17 protein-coding genes are annotated in these 19,676 nt (G+C 66.5%); 2 read left to right on the top strand and 15 right to left on the bottom strand.

Annotated elements, in window-relative coordinates:
- Positions 1-205 precede the first annotated feature (205 nt).
- Positions 206-703: a dihydrofolate reductase gene (locus B5F73_RS01310; protein WP_204206229.1), complete on the top strand. Its 498-nt coding sequence runs from the start codon at positions 206-208 to the stop codon at positions 701-703.
- A 165-nt stretch (positions 704-868) separates the two neighbouring features.
- Here the strand turns inward: B5F73_RS01310 and B5F73_RS01305 are convergent, their stop codons facing one another.
- The 15 genes from B5F73_RS01305 to B5F73_RS01235 all read right to left on the bottom strand — a co-directional run bounded on the left by B5F73_RS01305 (position 869) and on the right by B5F73_RS01235 (position 17,813).
- Complete coding sequence (locus B5F73_RS01305; protein WP_087225238.1) at positions 869-1,642, bottom strand: aminoglycoside phosphotransferase family protein; 774 nt, start codon at positions 1,640-1,642, stop codon at positions 869-871.
- A 39-nt stretch (positions 1,643-1,681) separates the two neighbouring features.
- The gene (adhE, locus tag B5F73_RS01300; protein ID WP_087225234.1) at positions 1,682-4,303 is read right to left on the bottom strand and encodes a bifunctional acetaldehyde-CoA/alcohol dehydrogenase; all 2,622 of its coding nucleotides are present in this window, start codon (positions 4,301-4,303) and stop codon (positions 1,682-1,684) included.
- 166 nt (positions 4,304-4,469) lie between these two features.
- On the bottom strand, positions 4,470-4,793 hold the full coding sequence (locus B5F73_RS01295; RefSeq protein WP_087225231.1) for a PLP-dependent transferase: 324 nt from the start codon (positions 4,791-4,793) through the stop codon (positions 4,470-4,472).
- Complete coding sequence (gene thrS / locus B5F73_RS01290) at positions 4,794-6,557, bottom strand: threonine--tRNA ligase (protein WP_087225229.1); 1,764 nt, start codon at positions 6,555-6,557, stop codon at positions 4,794-4,796.
- A 439-nt stretch (positions 6,558-6,996) separates the two neighbouring features.
- Positions 6,997-7,431 carry a zinc ribbon domain-containing protein gene (locus B5F73_RS01285; RefSeq protein ID WP_087225226.1) on the bottom strand — a complete coding sequence of 145 codons (435 nt, stop codon included), beginning with the start codon at positions 7,429-7,431 and terminating at the stop codon, positions 6,997-6,999.
- Positions 7,432-7,498: 67 nt separating this feature from the next.
- Positions 7,499-8,827 carry a Mur ligase family protein gene (locus B5F73_RS01280; RefSeq protein ID WP_239379758.1) on the bottom strand — a complete coding sequence of 443 codons (1,329 nt, stop codon included), beginning with the start codon at positions 8,825-8,827 and terminating at the stop codon, positions 7,499-7,501.
- Between the two features lie 272 nt (positions 8,828-9,099).
- Positions 9,100-9,690 (bottom strand): GTP cyclohydrolase I FolE, encoded by a 591-nt coding sequence (gene folE, locus B5F73_RS01275; RefSeq protein ID WP_343224977.1) that lies wholly within the window; start codon positions 9,688-9,690, stop codon positions 9,100-9,102.
- A 20-nt stretch (positions 9,691-9,710) separates the two neighbouring features.
- Positions 9,711-10,550 (bottom strand): formate/nitrite transporter family protein, encoded by an 840-nt coding sequence (locus B5F73_RS01270; RefSeq protein ID WP_087225223.1) that lies wholly within the window; start codon positions 10,548-10,550, stop codon positions 9,711-9,713.
- Positions 10,547-11,401: a bifunctional 5,10-methylenetetrahydrofolate dehydrogenase/5,10-methenyltetrahydrofolate cyclohydrolase gene (locus tag B5F73_RS01265; protein WP_087225221.1), complete on the bottom strand. Its 855-nt coding sequence runs from the start codon at positions 11,399-11,401 to the stop codon at positions 10,547-10,549. Before B5F73_RS01265 ends, B5F73_RS01270 begins: the two co-directional genes overlap by 4 nt.
- On the bottom strand, positions 11,398-12,033 hold the full coding sequence (locus tag B5F73_RS01260; protein WP_087225218.1) for a cyclodeaminase/cyclohydrolase family protein: 636 nt from the start codon (positions 12,031-12,033) through the stop codon (positions 11,398-11,400). Before B5F73_RS01260 ends, B5F73_RS01265 begins: the two co-directional genes overlap by 4 nt.
- Positions 12,034-12,079: 46 nt before the next feature.
- Positions 12,080-13,753: a formate--tetrahydrofolate ligase gene (locus tag B5F73_RS01255; protein WP_087225214.1), complete on the bottom strand. Its 1,674-nt coding sequence runs from the start codon at positions 13,751-13,753 to the stop codon at positions 12,080-12,082.
- A 132-nt stretch (positions 13,754-13,885) separates the two neighbouring features.
- The gene (locus B5F73_RS01250; protein WP_087225211.1) at positions 13,886-14,731 is read right to left on the bottom strand and encodes an SDR family oxidoreductase; all 846 of its coding nucleotides are present in this window, start codon (positions 14,729-14,731) and stop codon (positions 13,886-13,888) included.
- Between the two features lie 9 nt (positions 14,732-14,740).
- On the bottom strand, positions 14,741-15,568 hold the full coding sequence (locus B5F73_RS01245; RefSeq protein WP_087225208.1) for an SDR family oxidoreductase: 828 nt from the start codon (positions 15,566-15,568) through the stop codon (positions 14,741-14,743).
- 9 nt (positions 15,569-15,577) lie between these two features.
- The gene (locus tag B5F73_RS01240) at positions 15,578-16,567 is read right to left on the bottom strand and encodes an aminomethyltransferase family protein (RefSeq protein WP_087225205.1); all 990 of its coding nucleotides are present in this window, start codon (positions 16,565-16,567) and stop codon (positions 15,578-15,580) included.
- Positions 16,568-16,580: 13 nt separating this feature from the next.
- Positions 16,581-17,813, bottom strand: coding sequence for a hypothetical protein (locus tag B5F73_RS01235; protein ID WP_087225202.1), 1,233 nt, complete (start codon positions 17,811-17,813; stop codon positions 16,581-16,583).
- 260 nt (positions 17,814-18,073) lie between these two features.
- On the opposite strand from B5F73_RS01235, the gene B5F73_RS01230 reads away from it, so the two are divergent.
- Positions 18,074-19,615 carry a helix-turn-helix domain-containing protein gene (locus B5F73_RS01230; RefSeq protein WP_158094736.1) on the top strand — a complete coding sequence of 514 codons (1,542 nt, stop codon included), beginning with the start codon at positions 18,074-18,076 and terminating at the stop codon, positions 19,613-19,615.
- The last annotated feature ends 61 nt before the right edge of the window (positions 19,616-19,676 follow it).

Genomic DNA, 19,676 nt, shown 5'->3' with positions numbered 1-19,676 from the left:
GCCCCGGCGCTCAGACAGCTTGCCGCAAAGAGCGCGGCAAGAACTCGCGGCGGGACAATGTCCTTCTCGCCCTCTCGCCTGCGTTTCTCCAGCTCGGGGCCCGGCATATTGTCCCGCGCGCAGTTCTGCAGGCGCGCCCTTTGCGCCGAAGCTGTTTGAGCACGGGGAAATGTGCCGGGCCATGACCCACAGAAAGGTATGAATGATGAGCTGCAAGCTGAGTGCGATCGTGGCGGTGTGCGACGACTGGGGGATCGGGCTCGACGGCGGGATGGTCGTCGAGAACCGCGAGGACATGCGGCACTTCGTGTCCTGCACGACGGGGCATACGGTCATCATGGGCCGTCGTACGCTCGAGAGCTTCCCGGGCGGCCGTCCGCTCAAGAACCGTCACAATGTGGTGCTCACGCGTGACACGTCCTTCTCGCCCGAGGGCGTGGACGTTGTGCACTCGGTCGACGAGGCGCTCGCTGCGGTCACGGACGAGGACGAGGCCTGGGTCATCGGCGGCGGGCAGGTCTACGAGCTGCTCCTCCCCCACTGCGAGCGCGCCGTCGTGACACGCAACCGCTGCGTGCGACCTTGTGACACGTACTTCCCCGACCTCGACGCAGACCCCGCCTGGAAGCTCACCGAAACCCGGGAGGGCGGCGTCACCCCCGAGGGCGTTCCCTTTGACTTCGTAACCTACGAGCGCCGCTAGCCGGACGCCACACACGCCGAAACAGAGAAACGGCACAGAACAGGGCATCTCAGAGGCTGATTCTGTGCCGTTTCTCTGTCTCGCCGCCCTTGTCGTTTCTTGCTGACGAGAAGGGCCCGCCAGCCGAGAGGCTGACGGGCCCGGAATCACGCGACGAGGGCGACGCTAGTCGGTGTCGACCGCGGCGTCGACCTGGCTGCGGAGGAACTCCTCGGCTTCCTTGCGGCCGCGGGAGAGCTCGGCGGCGGCCATGACGGGCACCCAGTAGTGCACCTTCTGCTTGGCAACGTCGGCCTTCTTGGAGAACATGTCGAGGTAGGTCTCGGCGTGGCCGGGGTGATACATCTTGAAGAGGATGTAGGTCATCGCGGCGTCGGCCTCGGGGAGACCACGGGTGACGTGGGTCCAGTCGCAGGCGTAGAGCGTGCCGTCCTCGGCGACGATCACGTTGGACGGGTTGAAGTCGCAGTGGCAGATGCTGCGGCCCGGCGCCATGCGGTCGGCCCTCATCTGGAGGTCGTAGCGCACGGACGGGTCGAGGTCGGGCGTCTTGCCGACCATGCCGGCGATCTTGGTCTTCTGGTCCTTCATGAGGTCGGGGGCGTGGGTGCCCTGGATCTCAATCTGGAAGTCGACGAACTGCTCGAGGAGCTTGTCGTACTCGGGGGTGCCCTCGGCGGCGTCCATCAGCGAGCGCATGGTGACGCCCTCGACGTACTCCGTGGAGAGGGCCCAGGAGCCGTCGGCAACCTGGGAGACCTCGAGGACCTTGGGGACGCGGACGCCGGCCTCGATGACGCGGGCGATGTTGAGCGCCTCGTTGAAGACGTCGGAAGCGGGCTTCGTGGACTTGAAGACCTTGACGATGCGACCGCCGTCGACGTAGACGACCTTGTTGTGACGCTCGACGATGACCTGCTTGCTGTCAGAAAGTTCCATTGCTGCCTCCTTCTGGGCAACGAGAAGAACGTGTGCGGACTAGTCCTCGTAGGAGCTGGGCTCGCGACCGTAGAAGGCGTCGAGGTAGAGCTCCTTGATCTCGGAGATGAGCGGGTAGCGCGGGTTGGCGCCGGTGCACTGGTCGTTGAACGCGTTCTCGGACATCTCGTCGAGCGTGGCGAGGAAGTCCTCCTCGGTGACACCAAAGCCGGCGATGGTCTCGGGCACGCCCACGTGAGCCTTGAGCTCCTCGATGCGGGCGATGAAGTTCTCGAAGACCTCCTGGTCGTTGCGGCCCTTGATGCCGCAGAAGCGACCGGCCTCGGCGTAGCGCGCCAGGGTCTTGGGGTGGTCGTACTGCGGGAAGGTGCCCATCTTCACCGGGCGCTCGGCGGCGTTGTAGCGCATGACGCGGGTGAGGATGACGGCGTTGGCCAGGCCGTGGGCGATGTGGTGGTACGCACCGAGCTTGTGGGCCATGGAGTGGTTGACGCCGAGGAAGGCGTTGGCGAAGGCCATGCCGGCGAGGCAGGACGCGTTGGCCATGTGGTCACGGGCCTCGACGTCGGTGCCGTCGTCATAGGCGCGCTCGAGGTAGGTGAGGACCAGCTTCATGGCACGCAGGGCGAGGCCGTCGGTGTAGTCGGACGCCATGATGGAGACGTAGGCCTCGAGGGCGTGCGTGAGGACGTCGACGCCGGAGGCAGCGGTCAGGCCCTTGGGCTGGGTCATCATGTTGTCGGTGTCGACGATGGCCATGTTGGGCAGGAGCTGGTAGTCGGCGATCGGCCACTTGGTGCCGGTGTTGGCGTCGGTGATGATCGAGAAGGGCGTCACCTCGGAGCCGGTGCCGGAGGAGGTGGGGATGGCCACGAAGAAGGCCTTCTCGCCCATCTGCGGGAACGTGTAGACGCGCTTGCGGATGTCCATGAAGTCCATGGCCATGTCCTCGAACTTGGCCTCGGGGTGCTCGTACATCATCCACATGATCTTGCCGGCGTCCATGGCGGAGCCGCCGCCGATGGCGATGATGCAGTCGGGCTCGAAGGCCTTGACCTGCTCGAGGCCACGCTCGCAGTCCTGGAGCTTGGGGTCAGGCGAGATGGACCAGAAGCTGGAGTAGACGATGCCCTGCTCGTCGAGGGACGCCTCGATCTTCTTGGTGAAGCCGCTCTTGTAGAGGAAGGAGTCGGTGACGATGAAGGCGCGCTTCTTGTTGTAGACCTCGGAGAGCTCGCGCAGCGCCACGGGCATGCAGCCCTTCTTGAAGAAGACCTTCTCGGGAACACGGAACCACAGCATGTTCTCACGCCTCTCTGCGACGGACTTGATGTTGAGCAGGTGCTGGGGGCCGACGTTGCCCGAGACGGAGTTGCCGCCCCAGGAGCCGCAGCCGAGCGTCAGCGACGGCGGCATCTTGAAGTTGTAGATGTCGCCGATGCCGCCCTGGGCGGCCGGGGTGTTGATGAGGATGCGGCAGGTCTTCATGCGCTTGGCGTGCTCGGCCATCTTCTCGGTCTCGCGCGTGTCGATAAAGAGCGAGCTCGTGTGACCATAGCCGCCGTCGGCGATGAGGCGCTCGGCCTTGGAGAGGGCGTCCTCCCAGTTCTTGGCGCGATACATGCCGAGGATGGTGGTGAGCTTCTCGTGCGCCCACGGCTCGGAGGGCTCGACGGACTCGACCTCGCCGATGAGGACCTTGGTGCTGGCCGGGACGGTGACGCCGGCGGCCTCGGCGATCTTGGGGGCGGGCTGGCCGACCATCTTGGCGTTGACGCCGCCGTTGACGATGACGGTGTTGCCGACCTTGGCGATCTCGTCGCCCTTGAGGAAGTAGCAGCCGCGCTTCTCGAACTCAGCCTTGACCTTGTTGTAGACCTTGTCCAGGACGATCACGTTCTGCTCGGTCGCGCAGATCATGCCGTAGTCGAAGGTCTTGGAGTGGATGATCGAGTTGACGGAGAGCTCGATGTCGGCGGTGTCGTCGATGATGGCGGGGTTGTTGCCCGGGCCGACGCCGAGGGCCGGCTTGCCGGAGGAGTACGCGGCGTTGACCATGCCCGGGCCACCGGTGGCGAGGATGATGTCAGCGGAGCGCATGAGCTCGGACGTCATGTCGAGGGACGGCACGTCGACCCAGTCGATGATGCCCTTGGGGGCACCGGCGGCCTCGGCGGCCTCGCGCACGATGCGGGCGGCCTCAGCGGTGCACTTGCCGGCGCGCGGGTGCGGGGAGATGAGGATAGCGTTGCGGGTCTTCAGGCAGATGAGCGTCTTGAAGATCGCCGTGGAGGTGGGGTTGGTCGTCGGGATGACGGCGGCGACGAGGCCGAGCGGCTCGGCGATCTGCTTGTAGCCGAAGGCGGGGTCGTCGGAGATGACGTCGCACGTCTTCATATCCTTGTACTTGTTGTAGATGTACTCGGAGGCGTAGTGGTTCTTGATGACCTTGTCCTCCATGACGCCGTAGCCGGTCTCCTCGACGGCCATCTTGGCCAGCGGGATGCGGGCCTTGTTGGCGGCCATGGCGGCCTCATAGAAAATCTTGTCCACCTGCTCCTGGGTGAACTTCGCGAACTCGGCCTGCGCTTCGCGCATCTCCTTGATGCGCTCCTGCAGCGCCTCGACGCTGTCAATCGGGGTCCTGACGATGTCTGCCATGCGTTCCTCCTATTTCTCGGACCGAGTGACGACGCATCGCGACCCGGTCGTACAAAGGACAAGGTAAAGCGCTGTGGTACGGACATGGATGCGCTCGCCGCGCATACATCGTTGAGTATAGCATGACGCAACGGGAGCCCGGCCCCTGAGGGCCGAGCGCGGTCGTTTATCGAGCGAGCGAGGCACCGAGGGCGCGCTCCAGTTCCATCACCTGCTCGCGCGCGTCTCGCTCGTCGGCCTCCCAGAGATGCCACTCCCCTGCCACGCGATACGCGACGCGCGGCCCAAAGCCGCCGACGAGCTCATTCGCGGCGCGGGGGAAGTCCGGGTCCGCCTTGAGACCGGGATAGTGCACGGCCTCCACGCACGGGTGACACGCGAGATAGCTGGCAACGACCTGAGCCGCGTCAGACACAACGCGCCAGCGCTCCCGCCCCATCTGGGACGAGAGCGCCGAGAGCGTGCCTATGTCGAGGTGCTTCTCGCCCACCTAGCGGCGCTCGGAGATCTCCGCGCAGACGTCGGCGATGAACTCGTCGAGCTCGCGGGAGACGGTCTCGTTGGAGCGGTCGCGGACGGAGATGGTGCCGGACTCGACCTCCTTCTCGCCCAGGATGAGCATGTAGGGCGGGCGGTCGACGTTGCGCGCCTCGCGGATCTTGTAGCCGATCTTCTCGTCGCGCTCGTCGAGGACGGCACGGATGCCGGCGGTCTCGAGCCTCTCGGTGACGGAGCGCGCGTAGTCGCGGCTCTTCTCGGAGACGGGCAGGACCTTCACCTGGCACGGCGCGAGCCACGTGGGGAACTTGCCGGCGAAGTGCTCGATCAGGATTCCGATGAAGCGCTCGATGGAGCCGAAGCACACGCGGTGCAGCATGATCGGGCGCTTCTTGGAGCCGTCGGCGTCGGTGTACTCGAGGTCGAAGTTGATCGGCATCTGGAAGTCCAACTGGACCGTGCCGCACTGCCAGGTGCGGCCGAGCGAGTCCTCCAGGTGGAAGTCGATCTTGGGGCCGTAGAAGGCGCCGTCGCCCTCGTTGACCACGTAGTCCTTGCCGAGCTTCTCGAGCGCGACGCGCAGGGCCTCCTCGGCGCGCTCCCAGTCCTCGTCGGAGCCCATGGAGTCCTCGGGGCGCGTGGAGAGCTCGAGGTGGTAGGTGAAGCCGAACTTCTCGTACACCGAGTCGATGAGGTTCACCACGCCCACGATCTCGTCGGTGAGCTGGTCGGGACGGACGAAGAGGTGGGCGTCGTCCTGGTTGAAGCAGCGCACGCGGAAGAGGCCGTGCAGGGCGCCGCGCATCTCGTGACGGTGGACCAGGCCGATCTCGCCGGCACGGATGGGCAGCTCGCGATAGCTGTGCGGCTTGGAGGAGTACACGAGCACGCCGCCCGGGCAGTTCATGGGCTTAACGCAGTACTCCTCGTCATCGATGATCGTGGAGTACATGTTGTCCTTGTAGTGGTCCCAGTGACCGGAGGTCTTCCAGAGCTCCTTGCTCATGATCATGGGCGTGGAGATCTCAACGTAGCCGGCCGCGCGGTGAATCTCGCGCCAGTACTGGAGCAGCTCGTTCTTGAGGGTCATGCCGTTGGGCAGGAAGAACGGGAAGCCGGGGGCCTCGTCGCGCATCATGAAGATGTCCATCTCGCGACCGATCCTGCGGTGGTCGCGCTTCTTGGCCTCCTCGAGCAGGCGCAGGTGCTCGTCGAGCTCCTCCTTCGTGGCGAAGGCGGTGCCGTTGACGCGCGTGAGCATCTTGTTGTCCTTGTCGCCCTTCCAGTAGGCGCCCGAGACGCCGGTGAGCTTGAAGGCCTTGAGCGCCTTGGTGTAGGTGAGGTGCGGGCCCACGCACATGTCGATGTACTCGCCCTGCTGGTAGAAGGTGATGCGGGCGTCGGGGTCGAGGTCGCCGATGTGCTCGACCTTGTACTTCTCGCCGCGCTCCTCCATGAGGGCGATGGCCTCCTCGCGCGGGAGCTCGAAGACGGTGAACTTGAGGTTCTCCTTCACGATCTTCTTCATCTCGGCCTCGATGGCGGGGAAGTCCTCCTCGGAGATCTTCTGACCCTCGGGCAGGTCGATGTCGTAGTAGAAGCCGTTGTCGGTGGCGGGGCCGTAGGCGAAGTCGGCCTCGGGATACAGGCGCTTCACGGCCTGGGCCATGATGTGGGCGGCGCTGTGGCGGACGACGTGGGTGACCTCGTCCTCCGGGCACTCGTCGATGTGGCCGTCGTTGTACAGGACCTTCATGGGAATACCTTTCTCTGGCATGGTCACCAAACATGAAAAACGCCCGCACGCCGTCGCAGTGACGGCGTCGAGCGATATGCGGCGCCTGTCCGGGGCCTGCCGGCCGGGATGGACAGACGCCTAGATAGTCTGCGTTCGAGCGCTATGTGCGGCGATGCGGCGCATCTGAGCCCTTCGTCTTGGTTGCACACCCTAGGTTTACCACAACTGGGCCGGCAGTATGCGCGGGGAGCGCGCGAATACCCAGACGCACCACCGCTTCGCGGAGGTTTGGGTTCATCGTTTTCTGCAAAGACGTCTCATGCTTGGTGCTCAACTGGGCTTTTGTGTGCTCGTAGGCCCCTTTCGTCGCGCCGGCGAACCCAAACCTCAAAGGTGACGCAAAAAGAAAGGGGCCCGTGCGTCGCGGGCCCCTCGAAGAGCAAGTTGAGCGTGCGTGCTACTGCTGGATGCGGGTGCGGCAGTAGGGGCACACCTTCCAGTCGGCGTTGAGCGGGCGGTGGCAGGTGGGGCAGACGTTGCGGACCTGCGTGTTGCAGATCGGGCAGACCACGAAGTCGCGGTCGATCGGGGCGCCGCACTTGGGGCAGATGCCGTAGTGGGAGAGCTGGTGCTCGCGCAGGGCGATGTCCAGGTCCTGCTCCTCGCGGTCGATGAGGTAGGAGCTGGGACGCAGGATGACGTAGGCGAGCAGGCCCACGATGGGGATGACCGAGATGATGGCCCACATCCACCAGGGCTCGGCGCCGCGGCGCTGGGCGTCGCGGATGACGTAGACGATGGAGAGGATGTAGAGCATGACGACGCACACGACCATGAGGTAGAGGACCATGCGGACCTCGGGGGTGATGATCTGGTCGAGAAGTTCTTGCATGTCGGGGACTCCTTCGGACTGCGGGCGCGGCGTCAAGCCGCCACATACAAGCCAGATTGTAACAAAACTACCGGAAGATGGCCGCAAGCTCTCCCGCAAGGGTGATGGAGCCGCACGCGACGTACGATTCTCCACACAATGCCGACGATGCGTCCTCAACCGTTGGATACGTCCCGACCACGTGGGCGCCCGCGTCGGAGAAGCGCCGTGCGAGCTCCTCGGCGGCAAGGGCGCGCGGGCTCGAGGTCTGCGTGACCGCGACGCGAGGGAACGCCCCGGCGAGGAGTTCGACGATCCCGTCCACGTCCTTGTCGGCGAGCACGGCGGCGAGAAGGACGGGCCGCTCGTCGCGCGCGGGCGCGACGTCTTCCAGCGCCATGAGGAACGCCTCGACGGACTGGGGGTTGTGACAGGCGTCAATCAGCACGGGCGGCTCGGGGCGCAGCAGCTGGAAGCGCCCGGGCGTCGGACACTGGACGACCGAGGTGAAGAGCGCGTCGGGGTCGAGCGCGCGACCGAGGTGCTCCTCGCAGAGCGCGACGGCGCAGGCGATGTTGGCGGCCTGGTAGGCGGGCTTGAGCGCGGCGAGCTCGGCATAGGTGGCGCGTGGCGTCATCACGTCGAGCTCGAGCGGCGCGCCCAGGCGATGCGGACGCTTGGTGACCCTGAAGCCGGGCCTCACGGGAGACACGCCCGTCTCGGCTGCCCGGGCGAGAAACACGTCCTCGACGCTCTTGGGCTCGGCGGTCCCAGCCCCGAGCACGCACCTGCGCCCGGGCTTGATGATGGCGGCCTTCTCGCCCGCGATCTCCTCGAGCGTGTCGCCGAGGATGCGCGTGTGGTCGAGCCCGATGCCGGTCACCGCGACCGAGCGGATGGACTTTGCGGCCGAGGTCGCGTCCCAACGGCCGCCGAGCCCGCACTCGAGCACCGCAACGTCTACCCCCGCCTCGGCGAAGACGACCATCGCCGCGACGGTGAGCGTGTCGAACTCGGTGATGTCATAGGGTCGCTCCCCCGCCGCCGCGCGCCGAGCGTTCACGCGCTCGCCGGCGACCTTCGCCGCGGCGACGCCGTGTGCGAACGCCCCCTCGGAGACGGGCCGCCCACCGACCTCCATGCGCTCCGTGTAGCTCACGAGCTCCGGCGAGGTGTAGAGGGCAACGTCGAGCCCCTCCCCCGCGAGGATGGCGGCCGTGTAGCGCGCCGTGGACGTCTTTCCGTTGGTGCCGGCGATCTGCACGCACTCGAACGCGAGGTCGGGGTCACCGAGCTCGGCAAGCATGTCCTCCACGGTCTCCAGCAGCGGGCAGATGCCAAAGCGCAGCGCCCCGCGCACATGCGCGAGCGCCTCCGCATACGTCATCTCCGGCACCTCGAACGGCAACTGATACACAACTATCTCCCTTGTCACTCATCCGGCGGGGTTCGCTGGGTTGCCCCGGCGCTCGGACAGTCCTCGCCGCAAAGGGCGCGGCTGCGGAACTCGCGGCGGGGCAACCCAGCGAACCCCGACGCAAGGGTAATCGAGCTCGTACGACATGCGGCGCGCCCCGGGCGGGGGCGGCGGGCATAACCCGCCGCGAGTTCTTGCCGCGTCCTTTGCGGCAAGCTGTCTGAGCGCCGGGGTATGCCCGCCGACCCCGCCCGGGGACGCGCAGAACGAGCCTACAGCTCGAGGAGGCGCAGGGCCTCCTCGCGGGTCTTGAGGTCGCGCAGGCAGCCGCGCACCGCCGAGGTGGTGGTGAGCGCACCGGCCGCGCGAATGCCGCGCATAGTCATGCACGTGTGCTCGGCCTCGAGGACCACGAGCACGCCGAGCGGGTCGAGCTCACGCACCATGGCGTCGGCGATCTGACCCGTAAGCCGCTCCTGCACCTGCAGGCGCCTCGCGTAGCCCGAGACGCAGCGGGCGATCTTGGAGAGCCCGGTGATGCGCCCGTCCCGGGGGATGTAGCAGACGTGCGCCCGCCCGGTGAACGGCAGGATGTGATGCTCGCAGAGGGACGAGAACGGGATGTCCTTGACGATCACCATCTCCTGGTTGCCCGGCTCATGGAACTGCTTGCGAAGGTGGGCGCCCGGATCCTCCTGCATGCCGCCGAGGACCTCCTCGCAGGCCCGCGCGACGCGGTCCGGCGTGCCAACGAGCCCCTCGCGGTCCGGGTCCTCGCCGATCGCGAGCAGAAGCTCGCGGACCGCCGCCTCGACGCGCGGCTTGTCGATGGGGTGGAACCCCTGTGAGTTGGCCTCGGTCACGAGGTCGCGGCGATCGACGGTCACGCTTTCCCTCCCTCGGCGCGAGAGCGCCCGTAGACGAACCAGTACGAGAAGCCGACGAGCACGACGCCGCCGACGAGGTTGCCCAGCGTCGCGGCGCTCAGGTTGTGCAGGACGCCGCCGAGCTCCACCGTCCCGGACGCAGCGCCCGTCGCCTGCAGCATGAGGGCGAAGGGCAGGAAGAACATGTTGGCGACGCAGTGCTCGAAGCCCGCCGCCATGAAGGCCATGACGGGCAGGAGGGCCGAGAAGAACTTGTCGGTGACGGAGTTGGCGGAGTGGCCCACCCAGACCGCGAGGCAGACGAGCAGGTTGCACAGGATCGCGCGGAAGAACGCGACGCCCCATCCGAGCGCCACCTTCCCCTCCGCAACGGCGACGGCGGCCTCGCCGAGCGCCCCGTCGTTCGCCGAGGCGACGTCGGCGGCGAGCACGAGCACGACGGCGAGGACGCTTCCCAGCAGGTTGCCGAGAAGGACAACGCCCCAGCTCGCGAGCAGCCTGCCCCAGGAGAAGCGACCCGAGAGCGGGCCCATGACCATGAGGCAGTTCCCCGTGAAGAGCTCGGCGCCGGCCGCCAGGATCAGAAAGAGCCCGAGGGCGAAGGAGAGGCCGCCCAGGAGCTGGGTCGCCGCGAAGGGCAGCGTCGCGTCGGACTTGACGACGAGCATGAACGTCGCACCCATGGAGATGAAGACCCCAGCCAGCACGGAGAGCACGAGCTCGCTCACTACGTCGGTGCCCGCCTTCGTCTCTGCGACGCGCTCGTTCTTGAGCTCCATCGACGCAGGGGTCATCGCCCCGCTGTATGACGAGGACGGCTTCTCGGTAACCCTCATCGGCAGCTCCTTTCGGCGGCCTCGACCACATGCTTGGCGAGAACCGCGGTGGTCACGGAGCCCACCCCTCCCGGGACGGGCGTGATGGCGTCGACGACGCCGCTGACGGCGTCATAGTCTACGTCACCGACGAGACGCGCGCTCCGCTCGTCCCAGTTGATGCCGACGTCGACCACGACCTGCCCCTCGCGCAGCGCGTCCGCGCCCACGGTGCGGGCATGCCCCGCCGCGGCCACCACGACGTCGGCGCGCCGCAGCTCAGAGGCGAGGTCGACCGTGCGCGTATGGCACATCGTGACGGTGGCGTTTCTCGCCAGCAGCATCATCGCCACGGGCTTGCCGATCACGAGGGAGCGTCCCACAACCGCGACGCGGGCGCCCTCGAGACTCACGTCGTAGTGGTCGAGCAGGGCGAGCACCGCCTCCGCCGTGCACGGGGGAAAGCCCACGGGCCGGCTCGAGAACACCCCGCACAGCGAGCCGTCCGTCACGCAGTCGACATCCTTGGCGGGGTCGAGCGCGGCACAGACGACCGCGTCGTCGAGGGGTGCGGGCAGCGGTCTGAAGATCAGGCAGCCGTGGATCGAGGCGTCGTCGTTGATGCGGTCGATCACCCCGAGGAGCTCCTCGGCGCTCACGCCCTCGGGGAAGGCGAAGCGGCGAACGGCGACACCGACCTTCTCGCAGCGCTTGAGGGCACCGCGCTCGTAGGAGAGGTCGTCAGCGCGCTCCCCCACCCGCACGATGGCCAGCGTCGGCGTGATTCCCCGGTCGGAGAGCGCCCGCGCACGCTCGGCGGCCCGCTCGGAAAGCTCCGCCGCGACGGGAGCGCCCTTGAGCAGCCTGCTCATCTGATCTCCTCCCTCACCTGTTCGTAGGCAACGTCACCGAGCTCGGCGGCTCGAGCCACGAGGGAGTCTGCCCGTGCGACAAGGTCCTCGGCGTAGCCCCTGTCGGCCATCGACCGTGCGTTGATGTACACGTTGAGGCTCACGGCGCGTGCCGCGGCGGCAAGCAGGGCCGCACCGGCCCCGGCGTCGCTCACGGCGATGCGACTCCCAATGCGCGCGAGCTCGCCGACAAGCGCCGCAGCCTCGGCGATTCTCTCGAGGATGGCCATCGGCGGCTCGCAGGCGCGCCTGAGCGCCGCCTCCATGACCTCAGCCTTGCGGGCGCGCTCAGCATCAGTCGTCTTGGGGAGGCCATAGGCGCGCGAGAGCGGCTCGAACGCCTCAGCATCGTCGTCGGCGAGGGCGAGAAGCTCGTCTCGCAGGGCGTCCAGGCGCTCGGCAATCTCCCGCACGCGCACCTCGACGTCGGCATAGCGCTTCTTGCCCACGGTCAGGCTCGCGACCATGCACCCCAGCGAGCACCCCACGGCAGCCGCCACGGAGGAGGCCCCGCCGCCGCCCGGCACCGGCGCCTTCGAGGACAGAGCCTCCCCGAAACCGCCTATCGTGAGATCTGCGATTCTCTCGCTCATACGAGCTCCTCACTATGTTGTTTTGAGCACGCCTGCCGGCGAGGACCTAGAACAGGCCGACGATACGACCGTCGGGCGTGACGTCGATCTTCTCGGCTGCCGGGAACTTGGGGAGTCCCGGCATCGTCATGATGTCGCCCGTGAGCGCCACGATGAAGCCGGCGCCGGCGGACACCCTGAGGTTGCGTACGGTGATGCGGAAGCCGCGCGGGGCACCGAGCTTCGTCTGATCGTCCGAGAACGAGTACTGCGTCTTCGCCACGCAGATGGGCAGATTGCCGTAGCCGAGGTCCTCGAGCTGCTTGAGCTGCTTGGCGGCGGAGCTCGTGAAGTCGACGCCGTCGGCGTGGTAGACCTTCGTGGCGATGGCGTTCAGCTTGTTCTCGATCGAGTCCTCCACGTCGTAGGCAAAGCGGAAGTCGCTCGGCTGCTCGCACAGGCGTACGACCTCCTCGGCGAGCGCACGGCCGCCCTCGCCGCCCTTGGCCCAGACCTCGGAGAGGGCGACGTTGACGCCGAGCTCGTTGCACCTGCGCTCGACGAGCTCCAGCTCGGCGGCGGTGTCCGTGGGGAAGGCGTTGATCGCCACGACGACGGGCAGCCCCCAGACGTCGCGGATGTTGGAGACGTGCTGCAGCAGGTTGGGCATGCCCGCCTCGAGCGCCTCGAGGTTCTCGACGTTCAGGTCGGGCTTCGCGACGCCGCCGTTGTACTTGAGCGCGCGCACGGTGGCGACGAGCACCACGGCGCTCGGCTGGATGCCGGCGTAGCGGCACTTGATGTCGAGGAACTTCTCGGCACCGAGGTCGGCGCCGAAGCCCGCCTCGGTGACGACGTAGTCGGCGAGCTTGAGCGCCGTGGTCGTGGCCTCGACGGAGTTGCAGCCATGGGCGATGTTGGCGAAGGGGCCGCCGTGCACGAAGGCCGGGTTGCCCTCGAGCGTCTGGACCAGGTTGGGCTTGATGGCATCCTTGAGCAGGGCCGTCATGGCGCCCTCGGCGTGGATGTCGGCCACGGTCACGGGCTTGCGGTCGTAGGTGTAGGCGATGACCATGCGGGCGAGGCGCGCCTTCAGGTCCATGAGGTCGGTCGCGAGGCAGAAGACCGCCATGACCTCGGAGGCCACGGTGATGTCAAAGCCGTCCTGGCGCGGCATGCCATCGGCGACGCCGCCGAGGCCGTCCACGACGTTGCGGAGCTGGCGGTCGTTCATGTCGACGCAGCGCTTCCAGACGACGCGGCGCGGGTCGATCCCGAGCGCGTTGCCCTGCTTGATGTGGTTGTCGAGCATCGCAGCGCAGAGGTTGTTGGCGGCGCCGATGGCGTGGAAGTCGCCCGTGAAGTGGAGGTTGATGTCCTCCATGGGGACGACCTGAGCGTAGCCGCCGCCGGCCGCCCCGCCCTTGATGCCAAAGACCGGTCCGAGCGAGGGCTCGCGCAGGGCGAGCATGGTCTTGTGCCCGTCGAGGTTCATGGCGTCGGCCAGACCGATGGAGGTCGTGGTCTTGCCCTCACCGGCGGGGGTGGGGTTGATGGCGGTCACGAGGATGAGCTTGCCCTTGCGGGGCCGGTCGGCGAGCGAGTGGATGTCGACCTTGGCCTTGGAGTAGCCGTAGGGCTCGATCATGTCGTCGGTGAGTCCCGCCCTCTTCGCGACCTCGAAGATGGGCAGCATCTCCGCTTCCTGCGCGATCTCGATGTCAGACTTGTGCTCGGCCATCAGGCCCCCTCTCTGCGATGTTGCATACGGTTCCTACTATACCGCGCCGGGTCCCCCGAGGTCCTCCTCGCCGTTCGGACACCCCGTTCGCGGGGCGCGCAATAAGCCGGCGAGAAGGACCGGGGGCACTGTTCATGCGCTCAAAATGGTCTCCAGCTCCCACTCGGCAGCCGATCCCCAGTCGATGTAGAGCACCTGACCGCTGACGTAGCTGCACAGTCTGCTTCCCAGCACCACCATCGGGTAACCCATCTCCTCCGGCGTCGCCCATCTGCCATTCCAGGTAGAGAGGTACATGTCCTCCAGGACGCTCTGGCCAAAGGCGGCATCCCCCGTCAGCGACCTGTTGAAGTCATCCGTAAGGCCCGTCTTGGTGAGACCCGGGGCAATTGCGTTTATGCGCACGTGTCGCGAGACGAACGCCGGGTCGTGGACCTTGGCGTACACGTAGACGTTCTGGCACTGCTTGGCAAAGACGTAGCCGTCGTTCGTCAGCTCCGGGTGCGATGCGTACCAGGCCAGGGCTTCGTCCCAACCGGCCGTCTCGATGAGCTCCATGCACGCGGCCGCGCGCTCTCGCCACTCCCAGCCTCCGTTCGACGAGATGAAGGTCACCGACGAACCCTCGCTCATGCGCGGGAGCAGGGCCTCCGTCAGGTAGCGAAAGCTCAGGAAGTTCGTGAGCTGGACCTCGAGCCCGTTGGTCATGCCAACGGAATTGGAAATCCCGTGGCACACGAAGAGCGCGTCGATCACGGGAGGGAGCTCGGCGACGAGCGCGTCGAGCCCCTCCCTGGTCCCAAGCTCGGAGGGAATCTCGCGCTTCACCGGGAAGTCGAGCGGGTGGCGGCGAACGGTCGCGTACACGTTTGCGCCCAGCTCGGCGAGGAGCCGCGACGCGGCCCTTCCCATGCCGGAGCCGGCCCCGGTCACGACGACGTTCTTGCCCTCAAGCCCGAAGAGGCCTCCTATGTCCACGATCTCCCCCTAGAAGCTCGTCCAGCCGCCGTCGACGGTCACCTGGGCGCCGTTGATGTACTTGCTCTCGTCATCGATCAGGAACATGATTGTCCGCGCGATGTCCTCGGCGTCCCCCATCATGTTGTTGCCCTCTGCGTCGAGCCCAAGGCTCACGCCGCCGCGCACGTTGTAGAGGTCGTTGCCCTCCTCGTCCATGACGTCGCGGTCGGGCCACCTCTCCATCGCGTTGCCGAGAATCCCGGTCATGATCGCGCCGGGGTTCACCACGTTCACGCGGAGGTTCCTCCAGTGATAGCTCCAGGCGAGGCTTCGCGCGAGACCGAGGACCGCGTGCTTGGACGTCACGTAGGCCGCGCCGGCCGTGGAGCCGTAGAGCCCTCCCACCGATCCGACGATGACGACGTTCGCCGCCGGCCCCTCGTGGTCGAGCAGCATCGGAAGCGCGTCACGGATCGTGTAGAAGCAGTCGTTGACGTTCACGTCCATGACGTAGTTCCACAGCTCGTCGTCGCACTTGTGCGCGGGACACATGAGGTCGAGCACGCCCGCGACGTAGAGCAGGTTGTCGATCCGGCCGTACTTCTCGCGCACGAGATCGAGGACGCGTGCCCGGTCCTCGGCGCTCGTCAGGTCGCCGTAGACCACGTCGAGCGTGCCGGGGTGGTCGGGCATCTCGTCGGCGATCTCCTCGAGCGTCTCCTCCATGTTCTCCTGGTTGTTGTCAAAGCCGACCACCCTCGCACCGCCCGCGAGCAGCATCTTGAGCGTCGCCGCGCCCATGCCCGAGGCGCAGCCCAGAATCAACGTCACCTTGTCCTTGCAGTCGAACTCCATCGCTTCCTCCTAGCACCACGTAGGCTCGACGATGACGGCCGGCGAGTCGTTGGTGCCGATGGTCACCCTGGTGCCCAGCGGACACTTCTCGCGGTCGACGATCGCGAATCCGATGTTCTTGTCGACGGTGTAGCCATAGATCATCTGACGGCACCTGCCCACCGGCACGCCGCGCTTGTAGACGATCTCGTTCTGCGCGATGTCCTCGTAGGACTCGCGCTCGATCTCGACGCCGACGAACGCCCGGCGCTCGCCGGCGGCATGCGACGCCTCGAGTGCCTCCCGACCCACGAAGTCACCCTTCTTGTCAAAGTGGACGGACCAGCCGAGGTTGGCCTCGAAGGGAGTGAGCAGGTGGTAGTCCTGGCGCAGAGCCATGCCCTTCTCTATGGGGAGCGAGCGAACGTAGACCTCGAGCGTCTGGAGCTCGCGCTTGCCGGTCGCCCTGAGCGCCGCCGCCACGGCGTCGGAGTCCGCGCGGGAGCAGTAGACCTCAAAGCCGAGCTCTCCCGTGAAGCCACCTCGGTCCACGAGCACGTCCCTCTCGGCGACCTTGGTCCTCGCGAGCTCGAATCGCCTGAGCCCGGACACCGGGTCGGCGCAGACGGCGTCCATGACCTCGCCAGAGGTGGGGCCCTGGACCGAGTACATGTCGACCGACGGGGTGATGTCCTCGTACGTCACGTCGGCGTCGCCCTTGTGGGCGTCGATCCAACGCACCATGTGCGGACCGTAGAGGGTCGAGAGCCACCAATGGTCCTCGTCCAGGTGCATGGCCATGAGGTCATCGATGATGAGGCCATCCTCATTCAGCATCGTCGTGTAGCGCTCGCGACCCACGGGGCATGCCGCGACGGTGTTGACGAGCAGGCGGTCGAGAAGCCCCGTCGCGTCGGGACCCTTCACCTCGACGGTGTCGTGCGTCCAGCGGAACCATCCTGTGTCCTTGCGCACGGCCATCGCGTCGGCACGTGCGACCTCGTCTTCCTTGAATAGCATCGCACTCATCCCCCTAGAGCATGCGCGGGTCGATCTTGCGACCGACGTTGATGTACTGGAACTCGTCGTCCTTGCCGTCGATCCAGACCGACCACTCGGGCGATACGAGCGTCTTGACGGCACCGTTCCAATGCGCCTCGTAGCCCATCGTGATCTCGTCGAGCGGGGCCATCGGGAAGCGCCCGTTGAAGTCGTCCGTGGAGACCTTGATCGTGACGCCGTCCTTGTCGAATGCCTCCCACTCGAAGGGAACGAGCTGGCAGCCCATGACGGCGGCGATGTAGGCACCCATGAGGCGCGGGTCGTTGTCGCCGATCTCACGCGGCACGTCGAGCCAGGCGCGCAGACCCTCGCGGGCGAAGGGGTCGATGAAGGAGTTCTTGCCCGCGGTGGCAAAGACGATCTGGAGGAAGCGCTCGAACGTCTCGTCGTCGTCCGCCATGTCACGAATCGCGATGAGCGGGAAGCTGATCGACCACACCCACCCCATCTGCGCGACCCAGTTGTACTGCCACTCCAGCGAGTTCTCCTCGCCGAAGGTCTGGGTGTACTGGCCGTTGCGAATGCCCTGGGCATGACGCACGCACCGCTCCTCGGGCGTGTTGTGCACGGGATCGTGGCTGGGACCGCGGTGGTCGAGCCAGCCCTGGCGCTCGAGGCCGTAGTGATCGAGGCGCTCGGCCACCACGCGGCAGTGGCGGTCTCCGCAGCCCCGTGCCTCGCACATGTTGAGCTGGACGTCGTTGGTGATGGCACCGGGCTTGTCACCCGCGGCGATGTCGAAGTTCGCCGTGAACATGCCGGTGGTCATGTTGCACATCTCGGAGCCGACGATGTCCCAGGGGCAGGTGTCGAGCTCCTTCTCCACGCGGTTCTTGGTGAACTGGATGACGCGCCCCGCCATGTCCTCGGCCTCGTCGCCGTAGTCACCCCAGATCGCGCCGATCCAGGCCTCCCGGTCGACCAGCTCCGGAATGTTCCAGTCGTCGTAGAACTGGTCGAGGTACTCGCGCAGCTGACCCTCCCCGCCGGCGCAGGCCGCGCAGTTCATCATGTTGGCGATCTCGGTGATGGAGGCGGTGCGGTCCTCCCAGTCGTCGTTCAGGAGGCGCATGACCTGGAAGATGTTCGCCGAGAACGCGGCTATCGTCCGCAGGCAGTACGAATAGGCCTCCTTCTCGGGGATGATCTTCCCGAATGGGGTCTCGACACCCCTGCACGCCTCCACGTGCTCCCTCAGAGCCATAGCCTCTCCTTTCGTCGGCGCCGTCGCGCATCGTGCGCCCAGTGTGCCTCGGAAGGTGGCTCGCATCACCGCTTCACTGTGTGCGGTTTGAGAGAAGGTTGGCCCTACAAGTTGTAGGTGCGCTCTCTCCATCGCCGAGAAACTCGTCCGCTCGTCGAGAAGCGCTCTGAGCGTGTCGTTTCTTCTTCAATCCATGTCTAGACTGTCTGTCATGGCATCTTCGTTGGAAGCGTTTACGTACAACGTGAAGGATGGTAGCCATGAGACTCAGCGTTGAACTCGTGGCACGTGAGCTCGCGCGCTCGCATCGGATCCGCGTGCACGGCACTGCGGGGCGTGAGCTCGCGCTGCATCGCCCCGAACTCCTCGAGCCGTCCACGTGCGAGCTCATCCCCCATCACCTCTATGTGGGGCGCACCGACCAGCTTCCCCAACGCGTCCTGATCGGCACGGACGTGGCGCTCGTCGTCGTGGGGCCCTCGCCGAGGCTGCGCTGGTTTCGCGAGCGCTGCAGCGTAATCGAGGTCGAAGAGCCCTGCGACCTCCCTGCGGTCTTCAACGAGGTTCAACGCCTCTTCCAGCGCTACGCCCACTGGGAGGAGAGCCTCTGGGAGATCCTCGATGACGACTCTTCCATCCAGGCACTTCTCGACGCCTCAGCCTCCGTGCTCGACGGCTCGCTCGACGTGCTCGACGCCAATCTCAGGCTTCTTGGGCAGACGATCTCCCAGAACGCATCACGTGAGCGGGCGTCCATCGCCGACGAGGGTGGCAACCTGTACCCGGACAGCATGAACGAGTTCCTCTCGCAGCACGACCTCGCCATGGACGTCTCGACCCCCTTCGTCATGGACGTCTCGGGCGTGAGCACGCTGAACGCCAACCTTCTCGACAATGGCACCTACTTGGGATGCCTCACGCAGATGGCCGACCCGGGCACGACATGCGACATGGCGGACGCCCCCGTCATGGCACTGCTTGCCGACATGGTGCTCAAGGCGCTGCGCAGGCTCGACGTCACGACGGAGAAGACGAAGGGCGATCTCAGGCGATCTCTCGCTGCCCTGGTCGCCGCCGAGCAGCTCGACGCGCTCTCCCTCTCGGCGCTTGCCGCCGAGAGAGGCTCCTACGTGTGCCTCAAGATGCGCCTCAACAGCCGCGGTCGTCAGCTGCCGCTCTCATACGTCCGCAACCTGGTGGAGGGCAATCTGCCGGACACCGTGGCCTTCATCCACCAGCGCTCCTACGTCGTGGCGTTCTCGCGGCTTGACGGGCTCGCCCCCGAGGGGGAGCGCCGCGCAGCGCTCGAACGGCTCCTCGCGCCCATGACCGACTCGGTCGGCATGCGCGTGGGAATCTCGGACCACCTGCTCGGCCTCGAGAGCGCACGAACCTACTACCTGCAGGCGGGCGTCGCGCTCGAACTGGGGATGGCACTCGATCCCAAAGGGACGGTCTATCGCTTCCAGCAGTACGCCCTGCCGGAGCTCATCATGAACTCCCTGGGCGAGCTGTCGGTTGAGGCCTATTACACCCCCGGCCTGCGCCGCCTCCTCGAGCACGACGAGCACGGCTCCGTCTCCTACATCGACACCCTGGAGCGCTACCTCTCCCTCAACATGAACGTAAGTGCCACGGCACGCGAGCTCTACCTGCATCGCTCCACCCTCATCGAGCGCCTCTCCCGCATCAGGGCGGACATGGGGCAGGAGCTCGACGACCCCAAGACCCGGCTGCGCATTCAGCTCCTGCTTGAGGCACGCAGGCTCGAGCGCTCCCTCGGAGAGCTGAGCACCACGTAGCCGTCACATGAGGGCGTCGCGGCACCCCGGGCATTCCCTCGGGGTGCCGCGACGCATGGGC

The sequence above is a fragment of the Olsenella sp. An270 genome, from assembly GCF_002159735.1.
GTDB lineage: Bacteria > Actinomycetota > Coriobacteriia > Coriobacteriales > Atopobiaceae > Thermophilibacter.
The sequence above is the reverse complement of the archived record's forward strand: the minus strand, read 5'-3'. Positions and strand labels throughout refer to the sequence as shown.